At 62.7% G+C, this 14,405-nt stretch carries 15 protein-coding genes; 10 read left to right on the forward strand and 5 right to left on the reverse strand.

Features of this window, described 5'->3' with window-relative positions; genetic code table 11:
- Positions 1 to 90 precede the first annotated feature (90 nt).
- Entirely contained in the window at positions 91 to 1,149 is a 1,059-nt protein-coding gene (gene arsB / locus C1949_RS01260) for an ACR3 family arsenite efflux transporter (protein WP_104736650.1), read from the forward strand.
- A gap of 18 nt (positions 1,150 to 1,167) precedes the next feature.
- Positions 1,168 to 1,446: a peptidylprolyl isomerase gene (locus C1949_RS01265; RefSeq protein ID WP_104736651.1), complete on the forward strand. Its 279-nt coding sequence runs from the start codon at positions 1,168 to 1,170 to the stop codon at positions 1,444 to 1,446.
- Here C1949_RS01265 and C1949_RS01270 read toward each other — a convergent pair.
- Entirely contained in the window at positions 1,434 to 2,015 is a 582-nt protein-coding gene (locus tag C1949_RS01270; RefSeq protein ID WP_104736833.1) for a helix-turn-helix domain-containing protein, read from the reverse strand. The two genes, C1949_RS01265 and C1949_RS01270, sit on opposite strands and share 13 nt — an antisense overlap.
- Before the next feature lie 123 nt (positions 2,016 to 2,138).
- Here C1949_RS01270 and C1949_RS01275 point away from each other — a divergent pair, with 123 nt between their 5' ends.
- Positions 2,139 to 3,299 carry a benzoate/H(+) symporter BenE family transporter gene (locus C1949_RS01275; protein ID WP_104736652.1) on the forward strand — a complete coding sequence of 387 codons (1,161 nt, stop codon included), beginning with the start codon at positions 2,139 to 2,141 and terminating at the stop codon, positions 3,297 to 3,299.
- Between the two features lie 9 nt (positions 3,300 to 3,308).
- On the opposite strand, the gene C1949_RS01280 is transcribed toward C1949_RS01275, so the two are convergent.
- Positions 3,309 to 3,854 carry a DUF1003 domain-containing protein gene (locus C1949_RS01280; protein WP_104736653.1) on the reverse strand — a complete coding sequence of 182 codons (546 nt, stop codon included), beginning with the start codon at positions 3,852 to 3,854 and terminating at the stop codon, positions 3,309 to 3,311.
- 32 nt (positions 3,855 to 3,886) lie between these two features.
- Complete coding sequence (locus C1949_RS01285) at positions 3,887 to 4,648, reverse strand: TOBE domain-containing protein (protein WP_104736654.1); 762 nt, start codon at positions 4,646 to 4,648, stop codon at positions 3,887 to 3,889.
- 71 nt (positions 4,649 to 4,719) lie between these two features.
- Between C1949_RS01285 and modA the strand changes: the two genes are divergently transcribed.
- From modA to modC, 3 genes are read left to right on the forward strand one after another with little or no spacing between them, the layout of a single operon-like run.
- Positions 4,720 to 5,469: a molybdate ABC transporter substrate-binding protein gene (modA, locus tag C1949_RS01290; RefSeq protein ID WP_104736655.1), complete on the forward strand. Its 750-nt coding sequence runs from the start codon at positions 4,720 to 4,722 to the stop codon at positions 5,467 to 5,469.
- 2 nt (positions 5,470 to 5,471) lie between these two features.
- Positions 5,472 to 6,167: a molybdate ABC transporter permease subunit gene (modB, locus tag C1949_RS01295; RefSeq protein WP_104736656.1), complete on the forward strand. Its 696-nt coding sequence runs from the start codon at positions 5,472 to 5,474 to the stop codon at positions 6,165 to 6,167.
- Entirely contained in the window at positions 6,164 to 7,240 is a 1,077-nt protein-coding gene (gene modC / locus C1949_RS01300) for a molybdenum ABC transporter ATP-binding protein (RefSeq protein ID WP_104736657.1), read from the forward strand. The genes modB and modC overlap by 4 nt, the downstream gene beginning before the upstream one ends.
- On the opposite strand, the gene C1949_RS01305 is transcribed toward modC, so the two are convergent.
- Together C1949_RS01305 and C1949_RS01310 are read right to left on the reverse strand one after the other, a co-directional pair.
- A complete protein-coding gene (locus C1949_RS01305; protein ID WP_104736658.1) occupies positions 7,233 to 7,898 on the reverse strand; it encodes a restriction endonuclease in 666 nt (221 codons plus the stop codon). The genes modC and C1949_RS01305 overlap by 8 nt on opposite strands.
- A gap of 73 nt (positions 7,899 to 7,971) precedes the next feature.
- Positions 7,972 to 8,283: an ArsR/SmtB family transcription factor gene (locus C1949_RS01310; RefSeq protein WP_104736659.1), complete on the reverse strand. Its 312-nt coding sequence runs from the start codon at positions 8,281 to 8,283 to the stop codon at positions 7,972 to 7,974.
- A gap of 98 nt (positions 8,284 to 8,381) precedes the next feature.
- On the opposite strand from C1949_RS01310, the gene C1949_RS01315 reads away from it, so the two are divergent.
- The 4 genes from C1949_RS01315 (at position 8,382) to C1949_RS01330 (ending at position 14,397) form a co-directional block, all read left to right on the forward strand.
- Positions 8,382 to 9,470, forward strand: a complete 1,089-nt coding sequence (locus tag C1949_RS01315; RefSeq protein ID WP_104736660.1) for an NADH:flavin oxidoreductase/NADH oxidase — start codon at positions 8,382 to 8,384, stop codon at positions 9,468 to 9,470.
- Between the two features lie 135 nt (positions 9,471 to 9,605).
- Complete coding sequence (locus tag C1949_RS01320) at positions 9,606 to 10,226, forward strand: flavin reductase family protein (RefSeq protein WP_104736661.1); 621 nt, start codon at positions 9,606 to 9,608, stop codon at positions 10,224 to 10,226.
- 122 nt (positions 10,227 to 10,348) lie between these two features.
- A complete protein-coding gene (locus C1949_RS01325; RefSeq protein WP_104736662.1) occupies positions 10,349 to 11,938 on the forward strand; it encodes an ABC-F family ATPase in 1,590 nt (529 codons plus the stop codon).
- Between the two features lie 248 nt (positions 11,939 to 12,186).
- Positions 12,187 to 14,397 carry a TonB-dependent receptor domain-containing protein gene (locus tag C1949_RS01330; RefSeq protein WP_104736663.1) on the forward strand — a complete coding sequence of 737 codons (2,211 nt, stop codon included), beginning with the start codon at positions 12,187 to 12,189 and terminating at the stop codon, positions 14,395 to 14,397.
- Positions 14,398 to 14,405 lie beyond the last annotated feature (8 nt).

A 14,405-nucleotide genomic window follows, 5' to 3' on the forward strand; every position in this document is an offset into this window, starting at 1 on the left:
TCACTTGTGCAATCAGCCTGCGGGCAATATATATGAAATTCCGCATATGCGGGAAAGTGAATATTTCGTGACACCAGACAAGGTCCGCCCATGCACAGCAGCGCTGAATCCACCCGCCAACCCTCGCCCATGGGCCGTTTTGAACGCTACCTGACGCTTTGGGTGGCCCTCTGCATTGCCCTCGGCACGCTGCTCGGCGTGCTGCTGCCAGCCCCCATGCAGGCACTGGGCTCGCTCAGTGTGGCCAACGTCAACCTGCCGGTCGGCCTGCTGATCTGGGTGATGATCATCCCGATGCTGATGAAGGTCGACTTTGCCGCGCTCGGCGAAGTGAGGCAGCAAACCCGCGGTATTGCCATCACCTTGCTGGTCAACTGGGCGATCAAGCCGTTCTCGATGGCGCTGTTTGCCTGGCTGTTCATCCGCCAGTTGTTTGCTGGCTGGCTGCCCGCCGAGCAACTGGATCATTATGTCGCCGGTCTGATCCTGCTGGGTGCTGCGCCCTGCACGGCGATGGTGTTTGTCTGGAGCAACCTGTGCCGCGGCAACCCGCAATTCACCCTGAGTCAGGTGGCGCTGAACGATGCGGTGATGGTGATCGCGTTTGCGCCGATTGTCGCGCTGCTGCTCGGCGTCAGCGATATCGTCGTGCCCTGGGATACCCTGCTGCTGTCGGTCGGCTTGTATATCGTGCTGCCGCTGGCCATTGCCCAGACCGCACGCTATCTGCTGCTGCACCGCAGCAAGGCGGCCCTGGAGCAGGCGCTGAGCGCCATTGCACCCTTGTCGATGGGCGCGCTGCTGGCGACCCTGGTGCTGCTGTTCTCGTTTCAGGGCGAGGCGCTGGTGCAGCAACCGCTGGTGATTGCCCTGCTGGCCATCCCGATTCTGCTGCAAACGCTGTTTATCGCCGCGCTCGGCTATGGTCTGAACCGCCGCTTCGGGGTACGCCACGAGGTGGCCGCACCCTCTACCCTGATTGGCGCCTCCAACTTCTTCGAACTGGCGGTTGCGGTGGCCATCGCCCTGTATGGATTCAACTCCGGTGCGGCACTGGCGACGGTCGTTGGCGTGCTGATTGAAGTACCATTGATGCTCTGGTTGGTCAGTATGATCAACCGCAGCCGCCCTTGGTACGAATCCCGCTGAACCCGAGAGGAACCCGTCATGCCCGTCGCCATGGCCCGCCATATTTTGGTCAAGACCGAAGCCGAAGCCGCCGCGCTGAAGAAACGCATCGCCGCCGGCGAAGCCTTCGATGTGCTGGCAAAGAAGTACTCGACCTGCCCGTCAAAAAAGCGCGGCGGTGATCTGGGTGAAGTACGGCCGGGTCAGATGGTCCGCGCCATCGACCAGATCATCTTCAAGAAAGCGCTGAAAGTGGTGCACGGCCCGGTAAAGAGCCAGTTCGGCTACCACCTGGTGCAGGTGTTCTATCGCGACTGAGCGTTGCTGCCCGGCGGGTAGTAAATCAGGTTGTGAAACACCGCCGGCACGCTACCCCGATTGCGATAACCATGCGGCTGGTCCGCCGCAAAGCGCACCGCCTCACCCTCGTTCAGCGGCTGCCAGGCGCCCTGCACCAGCAGCTCCACAGCGCCGCGCACCACCATCACATGCTCGACCACGCCCGGCCTGTGCGGCTCTGACAGCCGCTCGTAACCCGGCAACAGGGTCAACTCGAACAGCTCAAAGCCGTAGCGTGCATCAAACGGAAACAACGGCGCGATCAACATGGCATCGGCGGCCGGCCGCTGGCGCAGAGCGTCGGCGCTGCGCAGGGTCACACCGCTCTGTTCGGCCGCCGGCGGCTCCAGAAAGCTGGACAGTGAAGCACCAAAGCCCGAGGCAATCTTCCACAGGGTGGCCACCGTCGGGCTCGACTCACCGCGCTCGATCTGCCCCAGCATTGCCTTGCTGACACCACACTCGCTGGCAGCGCGGTCCAGGCTCCAGCCGCGGTCATTGCGCAACTGCCTGAGGGTAACGGCAAGGTACTGGTTGATTTCCTGCATCAAGGGTCCGGTCGGTTGGGGGCAGCACAGCATAGCAATTTCCTTTTGTGCGTTATAGCGCACAGTGCTAGGATCGGCCAACCGTGCGCTATAACGCACATACCGCCGATTGAGGATCGCCACATGCTGAAGGCCTGGTTCAACCCATCCCACATTGCCGCCGGCTTTATCGCCGTGCTGGTGGGCTATACCAGCTCGGCCGTGATCATCTTCCAGGCCGCCGAGGCCGCTGGCGCCTCGCCGGAGCAGATCAGCTCCTGGCTGTGGGCATTGGGCATCGGCATGGCGGTCACCAGTATCGGCCTGTCGCTGCGCTTTCGCGCGCCGGTACTGATCGCCTGGAGTACGCCAGGCGGCGCGCTGCTGGCTACTGGGCTGCCCGGTTTCAGCCTGAACGAGGCCATCGGCGTGTTCCTGTTCAACGCTGCGCTGATCACCCTCTGCGGCCTGCTTGGCTGGTTCGACCGCATCATGCGCCTGGTGCCCGCATCACTGGCCGGCGCCATGCTGGCCGGCGTACTGTTGCCCTTCGGGCTCAACCTGTTTGGCGCACTGCAGGAGCAAACCCTGCTGGTCGGTGTGATGCTGGCCTGCTACCTGGCCGGAAAGCTGCTGCTCCCGCGCTACGTGATTCCGCTGACCCTACTGGTCGGCGTGCTGGTTGCCGCCTTGGCCGGGCAACTGCATCTGGAGCAGCTCGAGTGGTCACTGGCTCAGCCGGTCTGGACGACCCCCGCACTGTCGATTCCGGCACTGCTCGGGGTCGGCATCCCGCTGTTTATCGTCACCATGGCCTCGCAGAACGTGCCGGGTATGGCCGTGCTGCGCGCCAACGGCTATCAGCTGCCCGCCTCGCCGCTGATGACCACCACCGGGATCACCGGTCTGCTGCTGGCACCCTTTGGCGGCTACACCTTCAACCTCGCGGCAATCAGCGCCGCCATCTGCGCTGGCAAGGATGCGGACGCCGACCCGAGCCAGCGTTTTCGGGCCAGTGCCTGGGGCGGGTTCTTCTATCTACTGACCGGTCTGTTCGGCGCGACCGTCGCCAGTCTGTTCGCCGCCTTCCCGCAGGCGCTGGTGATGGCGATTGCCGGACTGGCGTTGCTAGGCACCATCGGCAACGCGCTGGCTACCGCACTGCACGACGACCAGCAGCGCGAAGCGGCGTTTCTGACCTTTCTGGTGACCGCATCAGGACTGGCGCTATGGGGCATTGGCAGCGCCTTCTGGGGGCTCTTGCTCGGCCTGCTGGTACTGCGATTGTACCGTCGCCACGGCTGAATACGGCGCTCAACGGCGGTCGCAGATGCCACTGTGGATTTCGCTGGTCAGGGTCTCGATCCGCTGGCTGAGTTGGTGCACCGTTTCGGTCAACCGGGTGTTCTGCTCCATCAACTGCAACAGGTGCTCGGTCTGCTCGGCAGCGTGAGCGGCGCGTTGCTCACTGGCCTCGGCCAGCGCTTCGCGGTGCAGCGCATCGGCCTGCGCCGAGGCCTTGTCCCGGTCAGCCTGGCGGGTCTGCGCCAGCAGAATCAGCGGCGCGGCATAGGCCGCCTGCAGACTGAACGCCAGGTTCAGCAGAATGAACGGGTAGCGGTCGAAGCTGACCAGGTCAGTCACGTTGATGGTAATCCACAGGCCGACAATCAAGGTCTGCGCAATCAGGAACACCGGGGTGCCGAAGAAGCGAGCAAAGGCTTCGGCGCGCAGGGCAAACCAGCCATCGCCGAACACCGAGTCAAGATGCATATTCGGGCGGTGGAAACGGAAATGGTGCGTGGCGGGCTTGCCTGTCGCCGCTACGGATTCGGTCTTGCCTTGCTCAGACTTAGTCATCAACTCACTCCTTGGCCAACGGGATACAGGCACTATAGTGCGCAGAGGATAATCTGTTCAGGGTCAATCCACAGGCTTATCGATTCGCCAAGCCCCGGCACAGCCGGATCACCCACCAGCGACGCCACCAGCAGCACGCCACCGGCCAGCTCTGCCTCCAGCGCCAGTTGGTCACCAACCTGCTCACGGCCCACCACCGTGCCGGTCAGTCGGTTACCAGGCATCACGTCGCCCGCCAGCTTCACCCACGGCGCCTTGATCAGGGCAAACACCTCTGCGCCAGGACGCAACCCTAGCCGCTCACTGCTACTGCGGGTAATCACCGCGGCCAGACACTGGCCACCATCCAGCTCCAACTCGACCCGGTCATTAAGTCCCTCAGGGTGCAGCGCGGCGACCCGGGCAAACAGCTGATTACGCGCGCTGGTGCGCAGGCGCAGCCGGTTCATGACCTGCAGGTAGGGATCAAGACTGTCGTCTTCGCTGAGCCGCGCCAGAAAAGCCGCGTGTTCCTGCTGATAGCGGCGAAAGGCGGCCACCAGTTGCTCACCAGCCGCCGTCAGCCGGGTGCCGCCACCGCCGCGCCCACCCACCGAACGCGCCACCAACGGACTGCCCGACGCCTTGTTCATCGCATCGACCGCATCCCAGGCGGTCTTGTAGCTCATGCCGGCGGCGCTCGCCGCCTTGCTGATCGAACCGGTCTCAGCAATGCAGACCAGCAATTCGATGCGATCCTGCCCCGCCAGCGGTCGACCCTGATGGGAGAACCAGACCTGTCCTTCGAGTTTCATTGCACACTACCCCATACGCTATATAACGAATAATATAACGGTTGTTACCGCCCCCGTTAGCAAGGACTCCCATGCGTCTATCACTGCTCGTCACCACCATTGCCTGCCTGATTGTTGGCAGCCCGCTGCAGGCGGCTGAGGTACAGGTCGCGGTTGCGGCCAACTTTACCGCACCAATGCAGGACATCGCCGCCGCTTTCGAGCAAGACACCGGCCACCGCGTGGTTGCCGCCTTTGGCTCGACTGGCCAGCTGTATGCCCAGATCAGCCACGGCGCGCCCTTCGAGGTCTTTCTTGCAGCCGACGCCAGCACCCCGGCGCGCATCGAACAGGAAGGGCTCGGCGTTGCCGGCTCGCGGTTCACCTACGCCACCGGCGCGCTGGCGCTGTGGTCGACTGACGCCAACCTGATCCACGACGGCGAATCGCTGCTGCGCAGCGGTGCCTTCCGCCATCTCGCCATCGCCAACCCAAAAACCGCACCCTATGGCCTGGCTGCCACGCAGGTAATGCAGCGCCTCGGATTGAGCGACACACTGAAGCCCAAGCTGGTCGAAGGCCAGAGCATCGGCCAGACCTATCAGTTTGTCGCCAGCGGCAACGCCGAGCTGGGCTTCGTTGCACTGTCGCAGATTTCCCGCCACGGCCAGATCACCAGCGGATCAACCTGGCCGGTACCGGCAGCGCTGTACGAGCCCATTCGTCAGGACGCGGTGCTGCTGACTAAGGGTGCCGACAACCCCGCCGCCACGGCCCTGCTCGCCTATCTGAAAAGCGAGCGTGCTACCGCAGTCATCAGCAGCTACGGCTACGGTCACTGAGCGTGAGCCTGCCGTTCGACGCCGCCGACCTCGCCGCTGTCTGGCTTACGCTCAAACTGGCAGCCCTGACCACTGCACTATTGCTGCTGGTTGGCACCCCGCTGGCCTGGTGGCTGGCGCATACCCGCTCTCGGTTGAAGGGGCCAATCAGCGCGCTGGTGGCCCTGCCGCTGGTACTGCCGCCGACGGTGATCGGCTTCTACCTGCTGGTCGCGATGGGGCCGAGCGGTCCGATTGGCGCACTAACCGAGCAACTAGGGCTGGGCACTCTGGCATTCAGCTTCAGTGGCCTGGTCATCGGCTCGGTATGCTATTCCATGCCCTTTGTCGTGCAGCCCATTCAAAACGCCTTCGAAGCCATCGGCAAAAGGCCGCTCGAAGTGGCAGCAACCCTCGGCGCCAGCCCCCTGGACCGCTTTTTCACTGTCGCCCTGCCGCTGGCCCGCCCCGGCATCATCACCGCCAGCGTACTCGGCTTTGCCCACACCCTCGGCGAGTTTGGCGTGGTACTGATGATTGGCGGCAACATTCCCGAACGCACCCGGGTGGTCTCGGTGCAGATCTTCAACCACGTCGAGGCAATGGACTACGCCAGCGCCCACTGGCTGGCCGGCGGCGTACTGGTTTGCTCGTTTCTGATTCTGCTGCTGCTCAACCGCCGTGGTCAGCTGCGGGTGATGCCGGGGGGACAACCATGATCCGGCTGCAACTCAAACAGCGGCTGGCGGATTTCACGCTCGATCTGGACCTGACACTGCCCGCACGCGGGGTCAGTGCCATCGTCGGCCCCTCTGGCTCCGGCAAGACCACCCTGCTGCGCTGCATCGCCGGGCTGGAACACGCAGCCGAGGCACTGGTGGAGATCAATGGCAGCTGCTGGCAGGACAGCCAGCGCAATATCTGGCTGCCGCCGCACAAACGTGCAGTCGGCTACGTGTTTCAGGAAGCCAGCCTGTTTGACCACCTCAATGTGCAGGACAACGTGCACTACGGTCGGCGACGCAGCCACGCCCCGGCCAGCGAGAGTCAGACAGCGCAGATCATCGAACTGCTGGGCATTGGCCATCTACTCAAACGCGACACCGGCAGCCTGTCTGGCGGCGAGCGCCAGCGCGTCAGCATCGCCCGAGCCTTGCTCGGCAACCCGCGTCTGCTATTGATGGATGAACCGCTGACTGCCCTTGATCCGCAGCGCAAGGCCGAGATCCTGCCGTATCTGGAGCGGCTGCACGCCGAACTGGCACTTCCGCTGCTGTACGTCAGCCACTCGCCGGATGAAGTCGCCCGGCTGGCCGACCACCTGGTCTTGCTGGACAACGGGCGGCTACAAGCCAACGGCCCGTTGCATGCGCTACTGCCAAGGCTCGACCTGCCCCTGGCCCACAGCGATGACGCCCGCGTTGTGCTGGACGGCGTGGTCAATGGCTATCAGCCACACTACCAGTTGCTTAGCCTGCAACTGGCCGGTGCCCAACAACTGCAGATTATCCACAGCGCGTTGCCGCAGGGCCGCACGGTGCGGGTAGCAATACAGGCAAGGGATGTGAGTCTGGCACTGGACAAGCCGCAGCACAGCAGCATGCTGAACCTGCTGCCGGCAACCATCTGTGCTGTCGAACCCGCCAGTAGCGCTGCACAGGTGCTGATTCGGCTGGATGTGGGAGGGCAACCGCTGTTGGCCAGGGTGACCCGCTACTCGGCAGATCAGCTTGGCTTGGCAATCGGTCAGCAGCTGTGGGCGCAGATCAAAGCGGTCGCTGTACTCAGCTGAGGGCGCCGCCCTGCTTTGCCGCGCGCTGCAGCCACTGCTGCATGTGTCCGCGGTCAATCAGGCGAATCGCGTTGCGGCGGGCGAAGGCCCGCGTGTCGTTATTGATGCGGCCATTGCAGACCACAATGGTGGCTTCGGCATCCAGCGCCTGCGCTCGCTCCAGCGCATGCTGCAGCATCGCCGTTTTCAGCGTCGGGCGACGCCAGTACTCGGTCACCAGCAGCGCCCGCAGTTCACCGCGCTGCAACATCAGTTCTGTGTCCTTCGCCGCTCCGCTAACCGATCGATAGCCTTCGCCGTGCAGAGCCAGCTCGACCAGATCATACATCTCCTGCCAGCTGAGCTGCTCCAGCAAGCATTCCGATGTTCCCTCGTGCTGCAGTCGATCCAGTCGCCGCCGACGTGACAAGCGGTTGAACAGCTCCGCCACGCCCGTGCACAGTAATGCCAGCGGCACCAACACTTGGCCGACAAGAGCAAAGCTGTGCAGCAGGGTAACCATCTCGCTGCCGCGCTGGCTGAAGGGCCGAACCGACTGCGCTATATAGTGAAGGGCCAACCAAGTAATGATGGCCAGCAAAAAATAAAGCCACCACGGCACCACGTGCCGGGTCAGCAACACCTGCTCAAGCGGAGAAACAGTCTGACGACGAGGCATCCTTGACTCCTGAAAGATGGCTCCATGCCACCTCAACGAAACGATAGCTGCTGCAACCGATCAGGTAAAGGCGTTACCGACCCAGGCTGCGCTGAGCCAGAATAGCGTCCAGCAGACCGGGGAAACGCGCATCCAGATCAGCCCGGCGCAACGAATTCATATGAGTTGTGCCGACACTTTTGGTCATTACCAGACCAGCGTCACGCAGTACCCGAAAATGATGCGACATGCTCGACTTCGGGCGGCCCCCATCCAGTTCGCCGCAACTGGCTTCAGCAACGTTGGCCAGGCGCTGAACGATTTCCAGCCGCACCGGATCGCTCAAGGCGTACAGCACGCGTTCAAGAATCAGCTCACTGGCAGGCGGGTGTTTGAAGGGTCTCATACCACCCGATGATACACAGAGGTTTACTTCCGATCTATAGTTCCAATATTATCGAACAATTGAATAAACACATTCTCCCACGCTGCCGGAGGTCATCCATGTCAGCCCTGTTTCAACCTTTTACCCTCAAGAACATTTCCCTGCGCAACCGCATCGCGGTACCGCCAATGTGTCAGTATTCGGCCACCGACGGCCTGGTCAACGAATGGCATGTCGCCAACTACACCGGCATGGCCCGGGGCGGCGCCGGACTGGTCATCGTCGAGGCCACCGCCGTTTCGCCGGAAGGCCGCATCACCCCCGGCTGCGCCGGTATCTGGAACGATCAACTGGCCGAGGCCTTCGTTCCGGTCGTGCGCGGCATCAAGGCCAATGGCGCGGTGCCGGGCATCCAGATTGCCCACGCCGGTCGCAAGGCCAGCGCCAACCGCCCGTGGGAAGGCGACGACCACATCCCCAATGAGGCCGCCAACGGTTGGCAGACTATCGCACCGTCGGCCATTCCCTTCGGTGCACATTTGCCGAAAGTACCTGAGGCCATGAGCCTGCAGGACATCGAGCGGGTCAAGGCGGACTTCGTTGCCGCCGCCCGCCGCGCCCTGGCGGTCGGCTTCGAGTGGCTGGAGCTGCACTTCGCCCACGGCTATCTGGCCCAGAGCTTCTTTTCACCGCACGCCAATCAGCGCACCGACGCCTACGGCGGCAGCGCCGACAACCGCGGTCGCTTCCTGCTGGAAACCCTGGCGGCCGTGCGTGAGGTCTGGCCAGAGCATCTGCCACTGACCATCCGCTTTGGCGTCATCGAGTTCGACGGCAACGACGAACAGACCATGGCCGAATCGATCGATCTGACCCGCCGCTTCAAGGCGTCAGGTATGGACATGATGAGCGTCAGCATGGGCTTCAACACCCCGACCGCGCAGATTCCCTGGGCACCGGCATTTATGGGCCCGATTGCCAAACGGGTTCGTGATGAAGCCAGCGTACCGGTCTCCTCGGCATGGGGCTTTGGCGAGCCGCATATCGCCGAGAAGGCGGTAGAGGACGGCCAACTGGATCTGGTCATGGTCGGCAAGGCCCATCTGGCCAACCCGCACTGGGCCTACCACGCCGCCCGCGAGCTGAAGGTCGAGCGCCCCTCCTGGGTCCTGCCAGCGCCCTACGCCCACTGGCTGGAGCGCTATTAAGGAAAGCGTTGGCCAAATCCGCATGCTCTCTGCGAGGGCGTGTAGCATTGAGCCGTGTCTCCCTCGCCCCTTGCGCGCGCCGCTTCGGCGCGCTGCAATGGAGAGCAGCCAATCACGCAACCGGATGGGAACAGCATGCAGGACGACAGCTACTACTATGAACCCGCGCAGGGCCACGGGCTGGCCCACGATCCGTTCAATGCCATCGTCGGCCCCCGGCCGATCGGCTGGATCAGCAGCCGCAGCGCCGACGGCATTCTCAATCTGGCGCCATACAGTTTCTTCAACGCATTCAACTACATACCGCCGATCATCGGCTTTGCCAGCATTGGTCACAAGGACAGCCTGAGCAATATCGAGCAGACCGGCGAGTTTGTCTGGAATCTGGCCACCCTGCCGCTGGCCGAGGCGATGAACCAAAGCTGCGCCGCGGTCGCACCGGAGGTTGACGAGTTTGCCCTGGCCGGCCTAACGCCGGCGCCATCAAACCTGATCGAGGTCCCCCGGGTAGCCGAAAGTCCGGTCTCCTTTGAGTGCCGCAAGACCCAGATTATCCAGCTGCAGAGCGCCGCAGGGGATGCGGTAAATACCTGGTTGGTACTCGGTGAAGTCATTGGTGTTCATATCGACCGACGCCTGCTGGTCGACGGCGTCTACCAGACCGCCGCTGCCGAACCGATCCTGCGCGGCGGCGGCCCGGCTGATTATTTCCGCATCGAGCCGGACGCCCTGTTCCGCATGCAGCGGCCGGGCTGAGCCGGACCTTCGGTCGGCGCGGCCCTGTCGCCGCGTCGACGCAACCGCTACAATGCGCGGCTTTGCGCCGCCCCTCGCGGCTGTCCTTTTCGTCCGCTCATTTGCTCAGCCAGGATTTTTCCGTGATCGCCACCGCCAACATCACCATGCAGTTTGGTCCCAAGCCGCTGTTCGAAAACGTTTCCGTCAAGTTCGGCAACGGCAACCGCTACGGCCTGATCGGCGCCAACGGTTGCGGCAAGTCGACCTTCATGAAGATCCTCGGCGGCGAGCTGGAACCCTCCGGCGGCCAGGTCATGCTCGAACAGAACGTGCGTCTGGGTAAGCTGCGTCAGAACCAGTTTGCCTACGAAGAGTTCAGCGTGATCGACACTGTGATCATGGGTCACGAGGAGCTGTGGAAGGTCAAGGCCGAGCGTGACCGCATCTACTCGCTGCCGGAAATGAGCGAAGAAGACGGGATGAAAGTCGGCGAACTGGAGGGCGAGTTCGCGGAAATGGACGGCTACACCGCCGAATCCCGCGCCGGTGAACTGCTGCTCGGTCTCGGCATTCCGCTGGAACAGCACTTTGGCCCGATGAGCGAAGTCGCCCCCGGCTGGAAGCTGCGTGTGCTGCTGGCCCAGGCGCTGTTCTCCGATCCGGATGTGCTGCTGCTGGACGAACCGACCAACCACCTGGATATCAACACCATCCGCTGGCTGGAAGACGTACTCAAGGCGCGTACCAGCACCATGATCATCATTTCCCACGACCGTCACTTCCTGAACTCGGTCTGCACCCACATGGCCGACCTGGATTACGGCGAGCTGCGCCTGTTCCCCGGCAACTACGACGAGTACATGACCGCCGCCACCCAGGCGCGCGAGCGTCTGCTGTCGGACAACGCCAAGAAGAAAGCCCAGATCGCCGAGCTGCAGACCTTCGTCAGCCGCTTTTCGGCCAACGCCTCCAAGGCCAAGCAGGCAACCAGTCGCGCCAAGCAGATCGACAAAATCCAGCTGGAGGAAGTCAAACCGTCCAGCCGCGTCAGCCCGTTTATCCGCTTCGAGCAGTTCAAGAAACTGCACCGTCAGGCGGTAACCCTGCAGAACGTCAGCCAGGGCTACGACGGCGAAGTGCTGTTCAAGGGTCTGAACCTGCAGATCGAAGCGGGCGAGCGCGTGGCCATTATCGGCCCCAACGGCATCGGCAAGACCACCCTGCTGCGTACCCTGGTCGGTGAAATGCCGCCAATGGCCGGTGAAGTAAAATGGGCCGAAAGCGCCGACATCGGTTACTTCGCGCAAGATCACGCCGACGACTTCAAGGACGACTGCACCCTGTTCGAGTGGATGGCGCAGTGGACCCAGGGCGGTGAGCAGCTGGTGCGCGGCACCCTCGGCCGCATGCTGTTCTCCAACGACGAAATCGGCAAATCGGTGAAGGTGATTTCCGGGGGTGAACAGGGCCGCATGCTGTTCGGCAAGCTGATCCTCGGCAAGGCCAACGTCATGTTGATGGACGAACCGACCAACCACCTCGACATGGAATCGATCGAAGCACTCAACCTGGCCCTAGAGAACTACCCGGGCACGCTGGTCTTCGTCAGCCACGACCGTGAGTTCGTCAGCTCGCTGGCCACTCGCATCATCGAGCTGTCGGAAAATGGCGTGACCGACTTCTCCGGCAGCTACGACGATTACCTGCGCAGTCAGGGCGTGCTGGTCTGATCCGACCGGCCGCCAACCACTGCCGGTGATTGGCGGGCGCGCCGCCTGATTACTTCCCACTGATGTATTCGCAGTGCAGACCTGCCATGAAGGCACGTTTGCCCGTCGCCTTTACAGAATTTACACACCCGTCCAGGTCCTTAACTACGGGGCCGGCAGGATACGTACACACTTGGACACACTCTGCACGACACAATCTCATTTGCAAATGATTATCATCCATGGATATTTTCCGATGGAGATCGTGTATGTTTCCCTTCCGCCGCCGCACACTGCTGGCCAGCGCTGTTGCCCTGGTCGCCTCGGCACCCTCTCTGCAAGCCGACGAAGTGGTTACTCTCGACAACCTGGTCGTGACCGCCTCGGGCTTTGAGCAAAAGCTCACCAATGCCCCCGCCAGCATCAGCGTCATCAGCCAGCAAGACCTACAGCAGAAGCGCTACAACAGCCTGGCCCATGCGCTGGGTGACGTCGAAGGCATCGACATCGGCCAGGGCACCGGCAAAACCGGCGGCCTCAACATCAGCATTCGCGGCATGCCCAGCGAGTACACCCTGGTTCTGATCGACGGCCGCCGTCAGAATGCCGCCGGCAATGTCACACCAAACGGCTTCAACGAAACCTCGACCAGCTTCATGCCGCCGCTGTCGGCCATCGAGCGCATCGAAGTCATTCGCGGCCCGATGTCGACCCTGTACGGCTCGGATGCCATGGGCGGCGTGATCAACATCATTACCCGCAAGGTCGCTGACGAGTGGACCGGCTCCCTGACTCTGGACCACACCTTCCAGGAAAACAGCGATTACGGCGCCACCAGCAATGCCAGCCTGTACACCAGCGGCCCGCTGGTGGAAGACCTGCTTGGCCTGCAGCTGCGCGCCAGTGTGTTTGACCGCCAAGAGTCGGATCTCAGCTTCGGCGACGGCAGCGATGTGAGCAAGCGCGGCCCGTCCCCGGTCGATGGCCGCAACCATACCCTGGGCGCACGCCTGACCCTGACGCCTCACGAGAACCACGACTTCAGCCTGGACTTCGAGCGTGGCCGCCAGCGCTACAACAACGACGAATGCCAGTTGGGCACACTGGATGGCCTCAACCGCGCCTGCACCGTGCCGACCACTGCGGCCAACGGCTATGCCGACGAACTACGCTTTGAGCGCGAGCAGATTGCGCTGACGCACACCGCCCGTCTGGGCGTTGGCACGCTGGATTCCAGCCTGATGCGCAACCAGACCGAAACCATTGGCCGTACCCTGCCCGGCGATCCTATCGGCAGCCCCTCCGGTATTCCCGGCAGCCTGGCCGGTGACGATCGCGAGCTGGAAACCACCAACCTGGTATTTGATACCAAGCTGGTCGCGCCGGTCGGCGATAACCACATGACCACCGTGGGTGCGCAATGGTGGAAAGCCGAGATGACCGATGGCATTGCGACCGAGGACTTCGAGCAGAAAACCTGGGCGCTGTTTGCCGAAGACGAATGGATGCTACGCGACGACCTGGCACTGACCCTGGGCGCCCGCTATGACGATCACGATGCCTTTGGCGGCCATATCAGCCCGCGCGCCTACCTAGTCTGGAACGCCGCTGACAGCTGGACTATCAAGGGTGGTGTCAGCCGCGGCTACCGTACCCCGGACCTGAACGAACTGCACGACGGCATCAACGGTATCAGTGGTCAGGGCACCGTGGTCACCATCGGCAACCCGGACCTGGACCCGGAAACCACCACCAGCACCGAGTTTGGCGTGTACTACGACAGCTACGATGGCCTCAGTGCCAATGCCACGGTGTTCCACAACAAGTTTGAGGACAAGATCGCCAGCGGTAACCCGGTTGCCGATCCGCTGTGCGCCGGTAACGCGGGTGGCACCTGCTCACAGCTGGTGAATATCGACGAGGCGGTCACTCGCGGTCTGGAGCTAGCAGCCCGCTGGGAATTCATTCCCGCCTGGACGCTGAGCGGCAATTACACGTATACCGACAGCGAGCAAAAAAGTGGCGCGGACAAGGGTCAGCCGCTGACCAACACACCGGAGCATCTGGCCAACGCCAAGCTCGACTGGCAGACCAACAGCCGCCTGAACCTGTGGCTACGCGGCGAGTATCGCGGCGAACGTGCGCGCTTCTCGTCCAGCTATGCCAACCTGGCCAACGGCAACGGCAGCTACTCCAGCAACCAGTCGCTGTACGACGCATTGGGTGCGAAGACCAAGGCCTACACCCTGTTCCATCTGGGTGGCTCGTTCCAGGCAACCGACAACCTGACCCTGAACGCAAGCATCTACAACCTGTTCGACAAGGACTTCCTCAAGGGCCAGACCTACACCACCTACACCAACGCTGGCGCCGTGGACGGCACCGCCTTTGGCAGCGACTACATTGTCAGCGGTCGATCGACTACCGGTGTGCTTGAGGAAGGACGCCGGCTCTGGCTGTCAGCCAACCTGACGTTCTAACCGCCAGG

This window comes from Halopseudomonas oceani, assembly GCF_002903165.1.
Taxonomy (GTDB): Bacteria; Pseudomonadota; Gammaproteobacteria; order Pseudomonadales; family Pseudomonadaceae; genus Halopseudomonas; species Halopseudomonas oceani.